This window comes from Pseudomonas sp. AK181, assembly GCF_051122975.1.
GTDB classification, from domain to species: domain Bacteria; phylum Pseudomonadota; class Gammaproteobacteria; order Pseudomonadales; family Pseudomonadaceae; genus Aquipseudomonas; species Aquipseudomonas lactis.
In genome coordinates this window covers 1,254,973-1,273,880 of record NZ_CP146348.1, presented here as the reverse complement: position 1 = coordinate 1,273,880, position 18,908 = coordinate 1,254,973, and the positions used below count along the sequence as shown (strand labels likewise).

Genomic DNA, 18,908 nt, shown 5'->3' with positions numbered 1-18,908 from the left:
GGATATGTACCCGGTCCAACTGTGCTGACTGTTAGGCCGTCTTCGCAGGCAAGCCAGCTCCCACAGTTGGATTGTGGGGTGTCAGGTAGAGAAGTGTCGGCTGTCAGTCCGTCACGGGAGCAAGCTCCCTCGCCACAGGTCCAGCGTCACACCAAAGTTGTGTAGATACCTATGCTGCGATGGCGGTATGTCAGCCACCTCATTTGCAACTGACAGCCACACACATTTTGCTCCGTGCTCGGCCTCAGGATTTCGATTCGTTGATGATCTGGCGAATCGCACCGACGAAGGCTTCAGCCGGCTGCCCACCGCTCACCGCATATTGGTCATTGAAGACAATTGTCGGCACCGAACTCACCCCACGAGAAACCCACAGCTGTTCCTGCTCACGGACCTCGGCGGCGTATTCATCGCTGGCAAGAATCTCGGCGGCGCGCGCAAGGTCCAGGCCAACACTTTCGGCGATGATCGCCAGGGTCGCGTGGTCGGAAGGGTCCTGGCCATCACTGAAATACGCCTTGAACAGCGCTTCCTTAAGGTTGTACTGCAAACCTTCCAACCCGGCCCAGTGCAACAGGCGGTGCGCGTCAAAGGTGTTGTAGATACGGCTCTGACCATCGGTACGGAACGCAAAGCCCAACGCGGCGCCCATGTCACGGATACGCGCACGATTAGCCTGGGACTCTTCAGCCGTGGAGCCGTACTTTTCGGTAATGTGCTCGACGATGTTCTGACCTTCGGCCGGCATGTTCGGGTTCAGTTCGAACGGTTGAAAATGAATCTCGGCCTGCACGTCGCTGCCAAGCTGGTCGAGGGCTTCGGTCAAGCCGCGCAGGCCGATGATGCACCAGGGGCAGGACACGTCGCTGACGAAATCGATTTTCAGGGGAGTACTCATGGTGGGCAACCTCGCGGGCAATCATGCGCATAAAGGTTGCACGATACACCACCTTCACAGCACCTTCGAAGGCTCGCTCAAATCGATCTGCGCCCAGTGCGCGGCATCCTGGCGATGGGCTTGCAGGTAGGGCAATACCGCCGCCAGCAAGGGCGCCTTGAACGCTTCCTGAAAACGATGGGCCAGGCCGGGAATCAACTTCAACTGGCTGCCCTGGATATGCGCGGCCAGGTGCACGCCGTGCATCACCGGCAGCAAAGGGTCGGCGGTGCCATGCACCACCAGCGCAGGCACGCGCAGTTGGTTGAGCAAGGGCACACGGCTTGGCTCGGCCAGGATCGCCATGATCTGGCGCTTCACGCCTTCGGGGTTGAAGGCGCGGTCATAGGACAGCGCCGCCTGGTGCAGCAACGCCTGGCGATCATCCTTGATATCCGGGCTGCCCAACGCCGCGAGCAAATCCGCCTGTTGCTCCAGCGCCACCTCACGGTTGGGCGCGCTGCGCCGCGACAGCAATTGCACCAGCGCCGCGTTCGGCGCGGGCAGGCCCTCGGCGCCGGAGCTGGTCATGATCAGGGTCAGGCTTTCCACGCGCTGCGGCGCCATGGCCGCCAGGTGTTGAGCGATCATGCCGCCCATACTCGCGCCAAGTACGTGAAACTGCTGCACCTGCAACGCATCCATCAACCCCAGGGCGTCGTCGGCCATATCGGTCAAGGTATAAGGGGCCGCCACCGGCAGGCCGAGCTTGTAGCGCAGCACTTCAAAGGTCAGGTTGGCGCTCGCCGGCGCCTGCCGCCAGGTGGACAGGCCGACATCACGGTTGTCGTAGCGGATCACCCGAAAGCCTTGCTCGCACAGGGCAACCACCACTTCATCCGGCCAGTGAATCAACTGGCCCCCCAGGCCCATCACCAGCAGCAACGCAGGGTCGGACGCACGGCCGATACTTTGATAGGCGATGCTCACCTGAGCCAGGTCGACCGTTTGGGTCGGGACATTGACATCACATCGAGAAGCCGCAAAAGACGGCAGGCCGAACAGGAGAGCGGCCACTAAAAACAACGCACGCATGAAAAACACCAAAACGCAGAACCCCAGTAGAGCGCGAGTCTGATGAAGTTTGTTCAAGCGCGCTGCCACAGTTGCGTGACAGTTTAATGAACGCCGCTCAACGGTCGTCCACTATTTATATCCCGCCATGGGTCATGGCGACTGCTCTCTAATCTTCTTTTTAAAACAATGAGCCAGCACCATGACCAACAGTTCAGACCTCAATCTGTACGATTACGGATTATCTCCCCTGCTTTTGCCCGCGAGCATCGACGAAAATCTGCTGCTGGACGCCACACAGCGCTGGCAAGACTGCTGCAAGGATATGCGCGAGCTGATGGCAGGCACACCATCGGTGCGCACGGTGGTCAACCAAATGCTCCAGGAGCAGTTAGAACTGGACGGCGAGCGTACCGGACTCAAGTTCCCTGCCACCGAAACGCGCGGCTCAAGCATCCTCTCCATAAACGACGCTTGCCTTTTCATGCAACAGCATCCCTCCCTGGATACGACCCAAGTGCCTCGAGGCGAACTCCTCTATCTACCGGACAACCATCGGCTTTCTGGGTATACGGTGCCCATGTTGCTGGATGAACTCAAAGGGCTGGATCTGGAGCAGGCAATCAAGGACGCCTGGACCCGGCACTTTTTGAACAACCGGGCGCCCAATCAACCGGTGTCATGCCGTACAAGGGCCACCGAACTTTACAAAATCCACTTCGAGGCCTCAGGCGAGGCACTGCTGGCCCAAGGTTCGGTAAGCGCTACAGCGCTCAACCCCATGTTCGCCATTACCGATCCCCTCCTGGCAGAGCCTGGGGCCGACAGGGTTTTCACCGAACAAATCGTGCTCAAGCGCCCCGCTGCTGATGCGCTTCTCTTGCCTGGATCATGGGTGTTAACCCTCGATACCGACCAGCCGGTCAGCCAATTGTTGTACTTACCCACCCAATACCCGACGTGGCGCACGTTCGCCAAACGTACCGACCTGGAAAGCTGGTTGATCGATCAGCAGCAGGTTTTGTTTTCGACCTCAAGCTCCGATCCCCTGGCCACCATTGACTACCGCCTCAAGACCAACCTCCTGGAAACCGGTATCAACGACTGGCTCAATCTATTGGCCGATGCCCAATATCGCGAGGCAATCAACCCCGTCCCGGGTATCGAAATCGAAAATGCCAACATGGCGCGATATCCAATCGAAGCGTTTGATAAACAGCGCCAGAGCCAATCGTTATTTGTCCTGGCGCCTGAACCGCCGAGGCCACCCGCACCTGAGGAAGACACACTCGCGCAATTCGGCCTGCTCTACTCCAGCCTGCCATTGAGCCAACGCCAAGCGCGAGTACGGCAACAACACAATGCTCTGGATGCACTGCTAGGCGAAGGCTCCCCGGCAGCCAACCGGACCACGCGCCTGCTGCAGTTCAAACAGAAACTCGACGAGTTGCGAGCACAACAGCAAGCGTCGGCCGTCGCGGCACGCCTCATGCTGCAAAGGCGCACCTGGGACTTAGCGACCCTGAACCCTCAATTCACCGCCCTTTACAATGCACGGGTGGCGGGGTTGAGAATCGAAGCGCAGATTCAGCAGGTGCTTAACCAGATCAGCTCCGATGAACTGAAACTGCTGGAGGTCATTCTTGATTCGCCCGTGACCGAAGACCGCCTTATCGAAGTAGCGGCTTATTCGATGCACCTCTCGGTCACCGAACATACCAACGCCACGAAAAAGATCACTGAGAGCGAGCTCAAAGGGCCGCTGGTGTTCACTGCCGCACCTGCCTTGAAATCGCCTGCCTCATCCGCCGCCAGTTACTTGGTTTACTGGCCGGGCACAGGCGGAGCCCTGCAACGCTTTGCGTCCCTGCAAGCCTTGCAAGAAGCTCTGTTCAACATTTCCCCGCAGGACAAGCAACTGGCTTTGGTGCTCAAGGAACTGACCGGCAACCCCTTCGAACACAGCCTCAGCGTTCAGCAAGTCGATTTCGAGGAGCGCGCGGCGCAGTTGCGCTCGACCTATGCCACACTGGACGATGCCGAAAAACTGGCTGCAAGCCTTGAGAAGTTACGCGAAGAAACCCTCGAAAAGCTCCTGGTGCCCGAACACGGCGCCCGTGAAGCGGCTTTTTTGGAGATAGTTGAACAGAACAACAGCAGCCACCTGGCGGACAAGCTGCCGACCTGGCTGGTCACGCAAACAGAGGAGCAGCGGGAAAGACTCAACACTCGGCTCAAGGCTTACATCCCCGCGCTCGAGCGTGCCCACACGCTGATCACTCAATCCCTGCCCTCACGCGATACGTTCGTCAGACTCAAGATAGATTCACGCTTGCGCACAGACTTCTCCATCACTAAAGGTTTTACCGTACAACTGGATCTACCTGATTCGACAAGAGATATCCAAGATCCCGTAACCGGCGGCAGCGGAGTGGGTGGAACCGCAGTCAAGGTAACCACCGCACCCAGCCGGAAACGCAGCAAGATATCTGTTGATGAACTGGCTTTGAGGAACATCGACAACAGCATGGGTAAGCGGCTGCACTACCTGACCCTGGACGTGACGGCTGACGACACCGCTGAGCTCAACCGGCTCAAGGCAGGCATCAACGCTGCCTACCTGATCAAGATGGTCCGCGACCTTAACTTGGCAAAAGCCTATGAAACGCGGATCTACCAGGCATTCAGGGGCACCACCCAGGGGACGACGTTCCAACTGAGCCACCGCCGCGAATGCCTGACCGAACCGCTGCGCTTGATGCTCCAGATTCAAGGCCAGATGGCGTTCATGCAAAAGCATATCAACGCCGACGAACTGCAGGTGTGGGAGGCTGCAATCGACGCCAATACGCCTGAAGCCTGGGCAATCGGCACCAAACGTATTGCTCTGCTGCCGGCAACACTGGTAGACGACAGCGACAATAACCGCTATGGCGCAGTGACCCTCTCAGGCATCAGCTTCATTCAGGAAAAAACCTCCGGGATGACCTTACTTTACTTGCCCGATGCGCCGGACGATCAATGCTTGCGGCGCTTCGACAGCCTGGAGCTCGCGCGTAAAAAACTGTTTGATCTATGCCAGACCGACACTCTGGTCAAATACGTGGCAAGCCGTGCGTTGACAGGAGAAGTCCAGTCTCACATCAACCGTATCGACCAAGCCACAACCAAAAACTATAACGCCATCATCGGTGTCGGCTTCCCCTGGCCTGCTACCACCTCCCTGGCAGCGCATCAGTTGGATGCCCACATGGGCCGCCTGATTGAGAGTAATCGAAATGACGCCCGCTCCAACGAAGACTTGGCGGATGAAAAATACGCGCTCAAAACAGGCGTTTTGCTCAACGGCATCAAAATCGCGCTGGGTTTTATTCCGCTGATCGGCACCGCAGTTTCCCTGGCCGATGCCGTCACTAGCTTGTATGCGAGCGTCGATGCCTTCAGAAAAGGAGACGTGCACCACGGCATTGAGCAACTGGCCTCAGTGTTCGACAGCCTGGTGTATGCGGGCATGGACGCCGCGACATTTGGCGCGCTGCCTGCGACCCGCCCCTCCACCGCACGCACGCTCACCCGCCAGCATCAGCTCAAACACACCTGGCGCCCTGCCTTCTGGCGAAACCTGAAATCACGGCAGATGACAACCACCGCTCATCGTTTTGCCGGCTACGAATTCGATCAACCCGTTGAGGTCGGCAGCCTGCAAGCGGTGCAGAGCGGGCCTTATCGCCACACCCTGCGGCATATCTCCGGTGAGCATTTCATTGCAGACGGTGGACGTCACTTCAAAGTGAGGTATGAACCGACGGCCCATGAAATGCGTCTGGTCGCCAAGGGAAAACTCTACTCACCGGTCATCGCCTTTGATGAAACGCAGCAGTGGAACATTTATTCGGCGCTGCATGGCGGCCATCTCACCGGATATGGTGGCGGCAGTCGGCGAGGACGGGGAACACCGCGCGCAGGTTCGAGCAGGCCAGCCGCCGTAGAGCAGCAGACCCCGTCAGCGATAGCCACCGTACAGACGGAACGCCAGACAATAATCAACAATATTGGCCTGCACGCTAAAACACTCACTGAACAAGCACAACGCAACAACCTTAAAGCGTCGGACCTGGACAACCAATTTCGGACCTCAACCACGACAGGCACGACATCCAAGCACCGAGCGACCAAGGACTTGGATCGACTCCTGATCGAAGACGTCGAAAGCGGCAAGCAGTTATTCGCGTCATTTGAAACAACCGCACAGCTTCAAGGCGGTACCTTGAACCAAATTCTCGCCAAAACCAAAGACTGGACCGCAATGGTCGTGGGCACTCGATACGCACAGTTGGGAATGAACGTTCAACGAAGGTTGGCTGGCTTGCGAGAGGACTTTATTGCCTTGACAGAACTCATGAAGGCAAAGCCCCCTCTCGGGGCTGAATACCTGAGCGCTCAGAAAGCGCTCAAAGCGTGTCGGGTCGACATGCTCAGTGAGTTAAAACAGCTGGAAATCGCGCTCAACAATATGGAAACCTGGGGCAAACGCATAACCCTTTCGCCCCACAAGCAGGTCTTTAACGAAGCCGCATCGCCGCTTCAGAAAAACTTTACCTTGCACCGCGTGCAGACAACGCAGGCCGAACTTTTGTTGGATCTGCTACAGGGTGAGCGCCAGCCCTTGAACATTAGCTGGATCTATCAAGAACGGTTGCTGAACCCTGCCATCAAGAAACTGTATCGCACCATCACCTCTCATCGGGATCTTCCCGAAGCCAACATCAGTAGAGCCCAGCGCAACCAGGTATTAAACAATACCCTCGAGGTGTATGAGCAGTTCCACCTCGATCTGACGACCTGGAACGCCATGTCACCGAGCCACTTCGACGCGACCTATGTTTCACAAATGCTGGACGCCATGCCCCAACTTATAGAACGGGCCCGCACGGGTATAAAAAAGGCCCACGCACAACCCCAGCCACAGCACACCAAAGCCATCTTTGAAACCGAGGATGGCCAGATTCTCGTGGGCACTGAAAAACCTGCACAGCAGCAATCACCGAGGCAATTCATCGTCACGGACAGCGAGGGAAAACCTGTCGAAGTGTGGGAGCAAAACCCCAACAACCAACGGTACCGCCTGCGCACCGAACAGAGCCTGCCCAGAGCCCAGCCTCCGACGCTGCCTGGTAACCTTCCCACCCTGGTGACCGAGGCCCAAGCCCGCTTAGCCGCAGTGGATGCCGTCGAAAAAACGGTCCGCTCTTACAAAACAATGGAGCCAATCAGCCTTGAGCACATGCTACAGAGTGAAGCCCAGGCATTGGAATCTCGAGCCAACCAGCTGCAAGGCCTATCTCCCAATCACCCGCTGATCGAACAACTGCGCGCCCGGGCAACGCCCCTCAGACCTGCCGGACAAGCCCTGCGTATTGAGCGCACGTTGGCCAGCAAGACACCGACTGAGGGCTATCTGGACTACCTGAAGGAAATGAACCGCGTGGAGATCCGCAAAGTCGGTATCCGCCGCAAGCTGAAACAAAAACGCCCCGACGGAGAAACCGACTACTTGCAGGAATATGCTATTCACGACACAACCAAGCCGAAAAACGAACCGATCTGGTTCGCCCACTTTCACTACATAAAGGCCGACTCAGCGTTCGACACTTTTGCCAAGGCGCATCTGAAAATTCCTGAGCAGCAGTATCAGGGCCTGCACTGGCAAATGAAAATGGATGGACGAGGTGTAACATTCGCCGACTTGAAAATCTGGCGCGGCAATATCGATAAGGTCTTTGCAAAAAAACACTTCGAGGCCCTGGGCTAGCTTAAATAGCGCAACGGCCAACATGAATGTTTTTCAATGATTTATCATAAAGCACAAAACTCATTCATGGAGGCCGCCGTGCTGGAAATTCGCCATCTCAAGACCCTGCACGCCCTGCGCGAAGCCGATAGCCTGGTAGAGGCCGCCGAGCGCCTGCACTTGACCCAGTCGGCCCTCTCCCACCAGTTCAAAGAGCTGGAAGAGCGCCTGGGCATGCCGCTGTTCGTGCGCAAGACAAAACCGGTGCGCTTCACCAGCGCCGGCCTGCGACTGCTGCAATTGGCCGACGCCACTCTGCCATTGCTGCGCGGTGCCGAGCGCGATATTGCGCGCCTGGCCGGCGGCACCGCCGGGCGCTTGCACATGGCGATCGAATGCCACAGCTGTTTCCAGTGGCTGATGCCGACCATCGACCAGTTCCGCGATGCCTGGCCGGAAGTCGAGTTGGACCTGGCCTCGGGCTTTGCCTTCGCGCCGCTGCCGGCCCTGGCCCGTGGTGACCTGGACCTGGTGGTGACTTCCGACCCGCTTGAACTGCCAGGCATCACCTACGTGCCGCTGTTCACCTACGAAGCCATGCTGGCGGTGGCCAACCAACACGCGCTGGCGAACAAGTCCTACATCGTGCCCGAAGACCTGCTGACCGAAACCCTGATCACTTACCCGGTGGAACGTGACCGCCTGGACATCTTCACCCGCTTCCTTGAACCGGCCGACGTTGAACCGGCCCAGGTGCGGACCTCGGAGCTGACGGTGATGATGATGCAACTGGTGGCCAGCGGCCGTGGGGTATGCGGCATGCCCCACTGGGCGCTGCATGAATACAGCTCACGCGGGTATGTGAAGGCCAAGCGGTTGGGCGAGAAGGGTTTGTTCGCCACCTTGTATGCGGGCATTCGGGCCGACATGCTGGATGCGCCCTACATGCGCGACTTCTTGCTGACGGCCAAGGACACCTCGTTCTCCACGTTGGATGGCGTCAGCGCGGTGCGTTGAGCGGGCCCGCTCGTTCCCACGCTCTGCGTGGGAATGCCGCCAAGGACGCTCTGCGTCCAAGTGGTGACGCTCTGCGTCACAGGATGCGTGCCCACGCAGAGCGTGGGAACGATCAACGTAGCTCGCGCCACATGTGGATCTTGTCGAAGTACTCCAGGCCTACCCGCACGGCCAGTGGCTCGAGGCCGTATTGAATGAAGCCGCAGCGCTGGTAGAGCGCAAAGGCGGCGTCATTGCCGGCGGTGACGGTCAGTTGGATCAGTTTGAGGCGTGGGTGGCGGCGGGCTTCTTCCAGTGCGGCGTGCACCAGTTGCCGCCCAAGCCCCTGCTGTTGATAAGCCTCGGTCACGTACATGCCGAACAAGGTGACCTTGTGCCGGGCCTTTTCCCGTGGCTCGAATGCAAGGCCGACAATACCCGCCAACTGATCGCCGTCGAAGGCGCCAAACAGCCGGTCCAGCGGGCTGTCGAGGCGTTTTTCCCACCAGCTCAGGGGCATCAAGGCACGCTCGGCCACGCTGGAGGTGAACGCCTGGGGATAAGCGCCATAGGCCTGCAGCATCAACGCCCGGTAAGCAGGCGCGTCGTGAGCCTCCAGCGGGCGAATGATCATGCGTCGATCAGCGAAGCGCGGTAAAGCGGCAGGATCGTATCGCGGGTCAGCGGCGCCAATGGCAGGCCGCCATCGCCCATGGGGTCGATCCAGCGGATTTCTTCGATTTCCGCCGCTGGTGTGACCGCAACGTCGATCTGCACCTGGAACAGCTCAGCCTGCACGGTAAAGCCCGGTTCGTTGGCGGCAGGCGCCGAGAACTGGCCGAGGTATCTGGCGTCCTCGACCTTGATGTGCAAGTTCAGCTCTTCATACAGCTCACGGGCCAACGCTTGCACGGGTTGTTCGCCCGCGTCGATCTTGCCGCCAGGTTGCATGAACGCCTGGGTGCCGCGCTTGCGCACCAGCAGGGTCTGGCCGGCTTGATCAATGAGGATGGCGGCGGCGATGCGGATGGTTGAATCATTCATGAAAGAATCGAGGTCTCTTCGGGTTGTTTGATAAATACGCTGTACTTGGCGCCTTCCATCGCTTCGAACGCGATCAATTTGTCCACCAGGGGCAAGTTCAGCACCTTGCCGGCATTGAGCAGCAGCATGCCGTTATCGGCATTGAGGTTGCGGGCCAGCACCATACCGGCCTCAAGCTCACGGGTGGTGAGGACTTTGACTGTAGGGTCGCCCAGGGTCACGTCGCTGAGGAAGGTTGCGCAGGCTTGCACAAAATCTTCCACCAACGCTGGGTCATACAGGCGCCCGGCGTACTTGCGGATATACAACAGCGCTTCGTCGCTGTTGAGGTGGCGCTCCAGGATCAGGCCTTTTTGCAATTCGATAAAGTCCACCGCCAGCTTCAGCAGCCGTGAACCGGGCGGGATGGTATCGCCCTTGAGGTGGTCGGGAAATCCCGTGCCGTCCCAGCGCTCCTGGTGATGACGAATGATCCGCGCCGCGTCCTTCATCGGTTCAAGGGTCATCAGCAGCGACTCGCTCTGCCCTGGATATTCACGGTACAAGCCGCGGTCGGTGCTGTGCAGCTTGTCCGAGGGTGCAACCATCATGCTGTCGGTCCAGCTCAACTTGCCGATGTTGTACAGCGCGGCGGCCATGGTCAGGTCGCGGGTGCTGGCTTCGTCCATGGACTGGGCGGCGCAGTACACGCGGATCAACTCGATCAGCGCGCGGTTGGTCTGTTTGTCCTTGGGCAAGCGCAGGTTGGCCAGCAGCGAAAACACTTCGGTGCCGGTCACGTAGCTGCGCTTGAGCTCGTCGTAGGCCAGGTCGAGCATGTCGGCGGTTTGTTGCAATTCGGCGGTACGCGCCGCCACGCGTTTTTCCAGGGTGGCGTTGAGCAATTTGAGCTGCTCGGTCTGGTCTCGGGCCAGGCGTTCAAGGCGTTGATGCTCGAGGGTTTGCTGCAACACCAGCTGCAACTCCTCGTCGTTCCAGGGTTTGCTGATGTAGCGGTGGATCTGCCCGTCGTTGATCGCCTTGATGATGGTGGTGAGGTCGGCGTAGCCGGTGAGCAGGATGCGGCTGGTGGCGGGATACAGGCGGTGGACCTCGGCCAGCAGCGTGGCGCCGTCCATGCCGGGCATGCGCGCATCGCTCATCACCAGATCGATGGGCCGGGTCGCCATGATCTCCAGCGCCTGGGCGCCGCTGGTGGCCAATACCACGTCATAGGGCTGGCTGCGCAACAGGCGGCGCAGGCTGTTAAGGATCGACTCTTCATCGTCGACCAGCAAAACAGCGGACTTCGTAGCGAGTTGTTCATCCATGGCGACTCTGCCTTCAAATTAAACGAAGTTAAGCTAAATTGAATCCGCGCAATACAAAGCGCGATTGATTTGACGCCAACTGGCCGTCGATATCAAGGGAACTCAACTATGCTGCATTGCATACTCGCGCCCCGTTCAGTTGTAGAACCAGGGAAGGAATTGTCATGCCATCAAGCCTTTTGCATGTGCCGAGTGCGCCATGAAGACGGAATCGGGCCGGGCCAACCGGCGCATCCTGATCGTCGACGACACCGCTTCGATCCACCAGGATTTTCGCAAGATCCTCTGTGCCGACGAGCACGGCGAGCCCTCCCTCGATACTCTGGAGTCCGCCCTGTTCGGTACCACGGCGCCGGTGCGCCAGGCGTTTGACCTGGATTCCGCCTACCAGGGCCAGGAAGCCTTGGCACTGGTCAAGAAAGCCCTGGACGCCCACTCGCCCTACGCCATGGTGTTTATCGACATGCGCATGCCCCCTGGCTGGGACGGCCTGCACACCATCGAACAGTTGTGGGAAGTGGACCCCAACCTGCAAATCGCCCTCTGTACGGCCTATTCCGATTACTCCTTCGAGGCCATCGAAGCGCGTCTGAAATACAACGACCAACTACTGATCCTGAAAAAGCCCTTCGACCACCTGGAAATCCGCCAGATGGCCAGCGCCCTGACCTGGAAATGGCAACTGGCCCAGGATGCGGCCCTCAAGGTGATCAGCCTGGAGCGCACCATCGAGGAACGCGTGCAGGAGCTGCTCAAGGTCTCGCATTTATTGCAATACGACGCCCTGACGGAGTTGCCCAACAGCACCTTGCTGGGCGACCGCCTGACCCAGGCGATCGCCTTGAGCCGACGGCACGACACGCAACTGGCGGTGATGTTTCTGGGGCTTGACCGCTTCAAGCGCATCAACAACGCCCTGGGCTATCCGGCAGGCGACGAGGTGCTCGCGCAGGTGAGCCTGAGCCTGGTGGCGGCGATACGGGCCTCGGACTCGGTGTTTCGTTATGGCTCCGACGAGTTCGTGGTGCTGCTCAACGATATCCAGCATCCCCAGCAAACCCAGCACATTGCGCAAAAGGTGCTCAATGCTGTCTGCGCGACTCGCCATGTCGCCGGGCATGACCTGAGTGTGAGCGCCAGCCTGGGCATCAGTATTTACCCCAATGACAGCGACAACGCCGTGGGCTTGCTCAAGCACGCTGAAACTGCGATGCGCACCAGCAAAGAACGCGGCCCGGGGGATTTCAGCTTTTACACCGAAGACATGAACCTGCGCGCCCAGCACCAGCAAAACCTGGAAAGCGCGATCCGCCAGGCGCTGGACCGCGATGAGTTTGTGCTGCATTACCAGCCCAAGCTGGCGCTGGAGTCCGGGCGCATCGTCGGCGCGGAAGCGCTGACACGCTGGTTTCGACCGCAGTCGGGCTGGGTCAGCCCAGCGGATTTTATTCCTGTGGCCGAAGACAGCGGCCTGATCGTACGCCTGACCCAATGGGTACTGCGCCAAGCCTGCGCACAAGCCCAAGCCTGGCGCGAGATGGGCCTGGCGCCCTTGCGCATGTCGGTGAACATTTCGGCGATCGACTTTCGCCAACGGGACTTCGTCGACAACCTGGCCGCCATCCTCACGGACACCGGCCTGCCGCCCACCCAACTGGAACTGGAAATCACCGAAAGCGTGCTGATGCAGAACGTCGATGAAACCGTGGAGACCCTGCAAAAGATCAAGGCCATGGGCATCCGCCTGGCCCTGGACGATTTCGGCACCGGTTACTCCAGCCTCAGCTACCTGCGGCGCTTTCCCATCGATGTACTGAAGATCGACCAATCCTTTGTGCGCGGCCTGCGCATCAATAGCCAGGACGAACAGCTGATCAGCGCTATCATCGGCATGGGCAAGAGCCTGGAGCTGAACATCATTGCCGAAGGCGTGGAAACCATCGACCAACTGAATTTCCTCAAAGCCCAGCGGTGTGAAGAGGGCCAGGGCTTTCTATTCAGCAAGGCGCTGCCTTCGAAAGATTTTGTGCAGTTGCTGCAAACGGATAGCGCGACACTGATGCCCGATCAATAAAATAAATAGCCCTAGGCCTGCAAGGAGTGCTCGCTTGAGCAATGTCGTAAACCACCGTTCTGGCCTGATGTTCGCGTTATGCCTGGGCACCGCACCGCTCGCAGCCGCGCCGCTGAACGAAGCGCTCAAGCCCTTGCCGGCGGTTCCCGTACAGGACCCGGCCAAGGTTGAGTTGGGTCGCCAACTGTTCAATGAGCCGCGCTTGTCGGTCAACAACACCTTGTCCTGCGCCAGCTGTCACCAACTGGCCAGCGGCGGCGCCGACAACAAGCCGTTCTCCATTGGTTTTGACGGCAAGCCGGTGCAGATCAATACCCCTTCCGTGTTCAACGCCAGCCTGAACTTCAAACAGTTCTGGAACGGTCGGGTGGACACGCTGGAGGCCCAGGTCGAGCAGGTGGTGATCAGCCCGGTGGAAATGGGCAGCGACTGGAATACCGTGGTGCGCAACCTCTCCGCCCTGCCCGCTTACCAGAACGCGTTCAAACAGGCCTACCCCGATGGCGTCACCGCCTCCAATGTGCAAAACGCCCTGGCCACCTACGAGCGCACGCTGCTGACACCCAACTCGCGGTTTGACCAATACTTGCTCGGCGACACCGATATCCTGACCACCCAGGAAAAATACGGTTATCAACGCTTCAAGGACTACGGCTGCATCGCCTGCCACCAGGGCGTGAACATTGGCGGCAATATGTTCCAGAAGTTCGGCGTGATGGGCGACTACTTCAAGGCCCGCGGCAACCCACTGGAATCGGACCTGGGGCGCTACCTGCTGACCCAGGATGAAGAGGACCGCCATGTATTCAAGGTGCCCAGCCTGCGCAATGTGGCCGTCACTGCGCCGTACTTTCACGACGCCTCGGCCAAGACACTTGAAGAGGCGGTTGACGTGATGTTCAAGTACCAGTTGGGGCGCAACCCGTCCCAGGAAGACAAGGACCTGATTATCCAGTTTCTCAAGACCCTGACTGGCGAATGGGCGGGCAAGCCACTATGAGACCCTTGTCACGCCGACACACCAGCCAAATCCTGCTAGGCCTTATCACCCTGTTTCTGGCCTCCACCCTGGTGTTTTTGTACCTCAAGTCTTCACGCGACCAGACGGCCACGTATACCCAGTCGCGCGACTTGATCCGCCAGCTCCAGCAGCTCAACGCCCAGTGGGACAGCGAAGTGCTGAAGGCCCGCATCGCGATTACCCACAACTACGACCCTCTGGTCACACCGCTGACCGAAATGACCCGAATCGGGGCTGAACTGCAGAGCCGCAACACCTACCACAGCGCTGCCGACCTGCCCGGTTGGCAAGCCAGCCATGCGGCGTATCTAAAGGCCATCGAGGAAAAAGCCCGGCTGGTCGACCAGTTCAAATCCCACAACGCAGTGCTGCGTAACTCATTGGCATTTTTGCCGACGGCCGAAGATGACATCCAGGCCCAATTCAACAGCATGACCGATGAAAGCCGGCTGCAACTGCAAAGCGTGGCCACCGACACTTACGACCTGCTGCTCAGCAGCCTGGAGTTCGCCCAGGTCACCAGCGACGAACGTGCCGCCGATATCCTGGTGGGCCTGGGCAAACTGGCCATCAACCAACAGAGCCTGCCCAATGAGTTCCAGGCACCGGTAGAGATTCTCAGCAATCATATTTCGCTGATCCTGCGCGAACAGCCACTGGTCAACAGCCTGCTCGAGCGAATTGCCGCCGTGCCGGTGGCCGAACACCTGGATGACCTGACCACCCACCTTGATCAAGACCAGCAAGCCGCTGACCTCATCGACCACCAATACCATCGCTACCTGCTGATCTTCTCGACGTTGCTGGTGGTGTTATTGCTTTACTTGGCGGTGCGCCTGCTGCGCAGTTTTGCCGAGATCAACCGCGTCAACCGCGCGTTGCAGGCCGCCAACGAAACCCTGGAGCAACGGGTGGAGCGGCGCACGCAACAGCTCAAGGATGCCCAGAGCGAGCTGATGGACAGCGCCCGCCAGGCCGGCATGGCGGAGATCGCCACCAATGTGTTGCACAACGTCGGTAACGTGCTCAACAGTGTGAATATCTCTGCCGACCTGGTGAGCCGCAAACTGCGCGCCAGCAAGGCGCTCGGCCTCGGCAAGGCCATGCAGCTGATTAACGCCCACCCGGGCGACCTGGGCACTTTCCTCACTGAAGATGAAAAGGGCAAATTGCTGCCGGGCTATCTCAACCAGTTGGTCGAAGCGATTGCCGTCGAACAGCAAGGCATGAGCGATGAGCTGGCGCAGTTGAGCAAAAGCGTGGACCACATCAAGGACATCGTCTCGACCCAGCAATCCTATGCGGGCGCGTCTACCTTGCTGGAGCCGGTCAACATCAGCGCCTTGATGGACGACGCCCTGCGCATGAACGCCGGTGCGCTGAGCCGTCACCATGTCACTGTCGTGAAGGCGTACGCGCCGGTGCCGGAGATCCTGGGGGACAAGCACCGATTGCTGCTGATCATGGTCAACCTGATCAGCAACGCCAAATACGCCATGGACAAACTGTCTGAACGGCCACGGCAAATCACCCTGGCGGTGGAATCGGTCGGCGACGAGACCCTGAAGATCAGTGTGAAGGACGATGGCGAAGGCATACCACCTGAGAACATGGCACGCATCTTCACCCACGGTTTTACCACACGCAAGGAAGGCCACGGCTTCGGCCTGCACAGCTGCGCGCTGGCCGCCGTGGAAATGAACGGCCAACTCAGCGCCCACAGCGACGGGCCGGGCCTCGGCGCCGTCTTCACCTTGACCATCCCCCTGACCCTTGCCGGAAGCAGCTCATGAACCAACCTCCCAACCGGCGCATCCTGCTGATCGATGACACACCGTCCATTCATGAGGACTTTCGCAAGATCCTGATGCCCGACGAAGCCTCCACCCAGGCGCTGGATGAGATGGAGTCGGCACTGTTCGGCGACGCGGCCAAACCTCAAGCCCAAGCATTCGAGCTGCACGGCGCTTACGGCGGCGAGGAAGGCCTGGGCTTGCTGACCAGCGCCATGGCGCAACAGCGCCCCTATGCCTTGGCCTTCGTCGACATGCGCATGCCCCAGGGCTGGGACGGCGCCAAAACCATTGAAGAACTGTGGAAAGTCGCCCCCGACCTGCAAGTGGTGGTGTGCACCGCCTACTCGGACTATTCCTGGGATGACCTGTTGTTTCGCCTGCATGCCCACGACCGCCTGCTGATCCTGAAAAAACCGTTCGACAACATCGAAGTCCAGCAAATGGCCAACACCCTGGCCAACAAATGGGACATGGCCCGCCGCGCCTCCCTGCAAACCTCGCAACTGGAGCGGTTGGTGGAAGAACGCACCCAAGCGCTGCAACTGGAAATCGAAGAGCGCAAGCACCTGGAAAGCCAACTGGTGCAGTCGGAAAAACTCGCCTCACTGGGGCAACTCGCGGCCGGCGTCGCCCATGAGATCAACAACCCGGTGGGCTTTATTTCCTCCAACCTCAGCACCCTCGACGGCTACTTCAAACAGTTGCAACAGATGCTCGATGCTTACCAGCGCAGCGAAGCGCATATTGCTGAGCCAGAATATCGCGACCCACTCACGGCCTTGCGCAGCGAGCTGGAGCTGGATTTTCTCAAGGAGGACATTCCGATCCTGATCCGCGAGTCCAAGGATGGCATCGGGCGTGTGGTGCAGATCGTCAAGGATCTGAAGAACTTCTCACGGGTGGATAACGACCAGACCTGGCAATTTGCCAACCTGCAGCAAGGCATCGACTCGACGCTGAACATCGTTGCCAGCGAACTCAAGTACAAGGCCGATGTGGTCAAGCACTACGCGCCGCTGCCGGAAATCGAATGCCTGGCCTCCCAACTCAATCAGGTGGTGATGAACTTGGTGATCAACGCGGCACAAGCCATGGGCCCTGAGCGCGGCACCATTACCATCAGCAACGGGGTGGAAGGCGAACACGTATGGCTGGAAGTGGCGGACAACGGCTGTGGGATTGCGCCTGAAACCGTGCAGAAGATATTCGACCCATTCTTTACCACCAAGCCAGTGGGCGAAGGTACGGGGTTGGGGTTGTCGTTGTCCTACGGGATCGTCAAGAAACACCGTGGCGATATCAGCGTCAGCAGTGAGCTGGGCAAGGGTACGAAGTTTCGGGTGGTACTGCCGATTCGGCAGACGGCGGCGTAGGACACGCCGCCGAATCATGCTCATTCATCCGCTTTTTTCGGGCTCGACCCAAACGAGGCAAAGCGCTTGTTGAACCCGGCAATCCGGCCTTCGGCCTGGGTCTTGCGCTGCTGGCCGGTGTAGACCGGGTGCGAGGCGCTGGAGACGTCCAGCGGGATGTAGGGATAGGTGTTGCCGTCGCTGTGTTTATGGGTGCGATCACTGTCGGCGGTGGAACCGATGAGGAAGAACACGTCGGCGGCAGTATCGTGGAACAGCACGGTGCGGTAGTCGGGGTGGATACCAGCTTTCATGAGGCCTCCGGGGCGTTTGGGCGTGGTTGATTTGTTATACAGTAACACAAGATCAAGCAGCCAAACGAGAACCTATTGCAATAAGCATAGATTGCGCCGATCTATGCCCATAGGTATCCGGTGACGCCCCCGCGATCAAATTGTGGGAGCGGGCTTGCTCGCGAAGGCGGCCTGACAGACTACGCATACCTACCTGCCGGGCCGAGATCATCTATAGATATTTATGGGCTTATGGGGCTTGCTGGAAATCCCTTTCCAAGAACCAAACCTGTCTCCCCTCCGATCTTAGCTGCCCGCCTTATTCAACACGGTCTTGACCAGCTCAGGCGTGGCCTCATTTTTGTTCACAGCACTGGCATACCCTTTTAAGACGCCCCAAATATTCCCCTTCGCAGCGCTGCCGAGCGCCTGATCAAACCCATCGGCCCGGGTTTTGTCGAAACCCGCCTTGGCCCCCTTGATGGCCCCCTCCACGCCCGAGTCTGAATCGCCGATCCCCAGAAGAATATTGCTAAGCCCCGGGATAAACCAGGTTCTCTTGCCAGCCTCACCGGCAAGCCACTGCAGGTTGTCTTTGTTGGTGCCGTCGGCCTTCACATGGGTATCGCTGGTGCTATCCAGGCGGTGATGGTCGCGCAAGGCGGAATAACCCTGCTCCGTAAAGTCTTTCCACATACCAGCCGGCGTACCGTGCCGGGCATCGCCGCTACGGGTAATGCCTTCAAGATCGCCATTGCCATGGGCCTTGCCTCGGTGTTTGCCGTCAGCCGATAAGGACGTATCGATATAGTTGAGCACCCGCGCAGCGTTGAAGGCGGCATCCGCTCGTGCTTGCGGGTCTTTGTTATTGCTCGTCCAATCACCAAGCTGTTGATAAGCCAATGAACGATTGATGTCTTTCTGATGGCCGAGGTTTTTGAGGATCGGGTTGTCTTCGATAATTTGCTCAGCGGTGCGGGTATCACCCGGTGGACGGCCTGTGGCGAGTTCCGGTTTTCGGCTCACATCCTGCTCAGGCTTCTCAATACCTTGCATGCGTTTATGCTCTTGAGCGACTTGCTCGCGTTGCGAGCCGGTTAACTGGCTTTTACTCCAGTGGAGGTTGGAAGGTATAGAAGCCGAGGCGGTATATAAATTATTCGATGCCGTTACCGTTATGGTCATATGCAAGTCACTCACTCTTGTCGTTATAAATTCCGTCTTGATAAAAGTGTCCTTACTTTCCCATTGCCCGGTCATAACCGGACGCCTAATGAATG

13 protein-coding genes are annotated in these 18,908 nt (G+C 58.7%); 6 read left to right on the top strand and 7 right to left on the bottom strand.

Translation table 11 applies throughout. From position 1 onward, the window contains the following. Nucleotides 1–244: 244 nt before the first annotated feature. Both V8689_RS05950 and V8689_RS05945 read right to left on the bottom strand, forming a co-directional pair. Nucleotides 245–898: a DsbA family oxidoreductase gene (locus V8689_RS05950; protein ID WP_056790041.1), complete on the bottom strand. Its 654-nt coding sequence runs from the start codon at nucleotides 896–898 to the stop codon at nucleotides 245–247. 54 nt (nucleotides 899–952) lie between these two features. After that, nucleotides 953–1,972 (bottom strand): alpha/beta fold hydrolase, encoded by a 1,020-nt coding sequence (locus V8689_RS05945; protein ID WP_034126527.1) that lies wholly within the window; start codon nucleotides 1,970–1,972, stop codon nucleotides 953–955. 181 nt (nucleotides 1,973–2,153) lie between these two features. Here V8689_RS05945 and V8689_RS05940 point away from each other — a divergent pair, with 181 nt between their 5' ends. Next, entirely contained in the window at nucleotides 2,154–7,763 is a 5,610-nt protein-coding gene (locus V8689_RS05940; protein WP_056790038.1) for a dermonecrotic toxin domain-containing protein, read from the top strand. 78 nt (nucleotides 7,764–7,841) lie between these two features. Continuing rightward, nucleotides 7,842–8,759, top strand: a complete 918-nt coding sequence (gene metR / locus V8689_RS05935) for a transcriptional regulator MetR (protein WP_003188924.1) — start codon at nucleotides 7,842–7,844, stop codon at nucleotides 8,757–8,759. A gap of 112 nt (nucleotides 8,760–8,871) precedes the next feature. On the opposite strand, the gene V8689_RS05930 is transcribed toward metR, so the two are convergent. Genes V8689_RS05930 through V8689_RS05920 form a run of 3 tightly spaced genes read right to left on the bottom strand, consistent with a single transcriptional unit; the run spans nucleotide 8,872 to nucleotide 11,092 of the window. Then, nucleotides 8,872–9,372, bottom strand: coding sequence for a GNAT family N-acetyltransferase (locus V8689_RS05930; RefSeq protein WP_056790035.1), 501 nt, complete (start codon nucleotides 9,370–9,372; stop codon nucleotides 8,872–8,874). After that, nucleotides 9,369–9,782: an NUDIX hydrolase gene (locus V8689_RS05925; protein ID WP_056790031.1), complete on the bottom strand. Its 414-nt coding sequence runs from the start codon at nucleotides 9,780–9,782 to the stop codon at nucleotides 9,369–9,371. Before V8689_RS05925 ends, V8689_RS05930 begins: the two co-directional genes overlap by 4 nt. Then, nucleotides 9,779–11,092, bottom strand: a complete 1,314-nt coding sequence (locus tag V8689_RS05920; protein WP_056790029.1) for an HD domain-containing phosphohydrolase — start codon at nucleotides 11,090–11,092, stop codon at nucleotides 9,779–9,781. The genes V8689_RS05925 and V8689_RS05920 overlap by 4 nt, the downstream gene beginning before the upstream one ends. A gap of 199 nt (nucleotides 11,093–11,291) precedes the next feature. Here V8689_RS05920 and V8689_RS05915 point away from each other — a divergent pair, with 199 nt between their 5' ends. The 4 genes from V8689_RS05915 to V8689_RS05900 are packed head-to-tail and all read left to right on the top strand — an operon-like array spanning nucleotide 11,292 to nucleotide 17,356. Then, complete coding sequence (locus V8689_RS05915) at nucleotides 11,292–13,166, top strand: putative bifunctional diguanylate cyclase/phosphodiesterase (protein WP_056790027.1); 1,875 nt, start codon at nucleotides 11,292–11,294, stop codon at nucleotides 13,164–13,166. Between the two features lie 34 nt (nucleotides 13,167–13,200). Next, complete coding sequence (locus V8689_RS05910; protein WP_056790024.1) at nucleotides 13,201–14,166, top strand: cytochrome-c peroxidase; 966 nt, start codon at nucleotides 13,201–13,203, stop codon at nucleotides 14,164–14,166. Then, the gene (locus V8689_RS05905) at nucleotides 14,163–15,980 is read left to right on the top strand and encodes a DAHL domain-containing protein (RefSeq protein ID WP_056790020.1); all 1,818 of its coding nucleotides are present in this window, start codon (nucleotides 14,163–14,165) and stop codon (nucleotides 15,978–15,980) included. The genes V8689_RS05910 and V8689_RS05905 overlap by 4 nt, the downstream gene beginning before the upstream one ends. Next, the gene (locus tag V8689_RS05900; protein WP_056790017.1) at nucleotides 15,977–17,356 is read left to right on the top strand and encodes an ATP-binding protein; all 1,380 of its coding nucleotides are present in this window, start codon (nucleotides 15,977–15,979) and stop codon (nucleotides 17,354–17,356) included. Before V8689_RS05905 ends, V8689_RS05900 begins: the two co-directional genes overlap by 4 nt. Before the next feature lie 20 nt (nucleotides 17,357–17,376). Here V8689_RS05900 and V8689_RS05895 read toward each other — a convergent pair whose 3' ends face one another. Both V8689_RS05895 and V8689_RS05890 read right to left on the bottom strand, forming a co-directional pair. Further along, nucleotides 17,377–17,649 (bottom strand): type B 50S ribosomal protein L31, encoded by a 273-nt coding sequence (locus V8689_RS05895; protein WP_003188912.1) that lies wholly within the window; start codon nucleotides 17,647–17,649, stop codon nucleotides 17,377–17,379. Nucleotides 17,650–17,934: 285 nt separating this feature from the next. Continuing rightward, the gene (locus tag V8689_RS05890) at nucleotides 17,935–18,888 is read right to left on the bottom strand and encodes a hypothetical protein (protein WP_223816944.1); all 954 of its coding nucleotides are present in this window, start codon (nucleotides 18,886–18,888) and stop codon (nucleotides 17,935–17,937) included. Nucleotides 18,889–18,908 lie beyond the last annotated feature (20 nt).

Bases quoted from the DNA above. Each gene is read 5' to 3' on its own strand.
- V8689_RS05950 (WP_056790041.1), bottom strand. From the start codon at position 898: ATGAGTACTCCCCTGAAAATCGATTTCGTCAGCGACGTGTCCTGCCCC.
- V8689_RS05945 (WP_034126527.1), bottom strand. From the start codon at position 1,972: ATGCGTGCGTTGTTTTTAGTGGCCGCTCTCCTGTTCGGCCTGCCGTCT.
- V8689_RS05940 (WP_056790038.1), top strand. From the start codon at position 2,154: ATGACCAACAGTTCAGACCTCAATCTGTACGATTACGGATTATCTCCC.
- V8689_RS05930 (WP_056790035.1), bottom strand. From the start codon at position 9,372: ATGATCATTCGCCCGCTGGAGGCTCACGACGCGCCTGCTTACCGGGCG.
- V8689_RS05925 (WP_056790031.1), bottom strand. From the start codon at position 9,782: ATGAATGATTCAACCATCCGCATCGCCGCCGCCATCCTCATTGATCAA.
- V8689_RS05920 (WP_056790029.1), bottom strand. From the start codon at position 11,092: ATGGATGAACAACTCGCTACGAAGTCCGCTGTTTTGCTGGTCGACGAT.
- V8689_RS05915 (WP_056790027.1), top strand. From the start codon at position 11,292: ATGAAGACGGAATCGGGCCGGGCCAACCGGCGCATCCTGATCGTCGAC.
- V8689_RS05905 (WP_056790020.1), top strand. From the start codon at position 14,163: ATGAGACCCTTGTCACGCCGACACACCAGCCAAATCCTGCTAGGCCTT.
- V8689_RS05900 (WP_056790017.1), top strand. From the start codon at position 15,977: ATGAACCAACCTCCCAACCGGCGCATCCTGCTGATCGATGACACACCG.
- V8689_RS05895 (WP_003188912.1), bottom strand. From the start codon at position 17,649: ATGAAAGCTGGTATCCACCCCGACTACCGCACCGTGCTGTTCCACGAT.
- V8689_RS05890 (WP_223816944.1), bottom strand. From the start codon at position 18,888: ATGACCGGGCAATGGGAAAGTAAGGACACTTTTATCAAGACGGAATTT.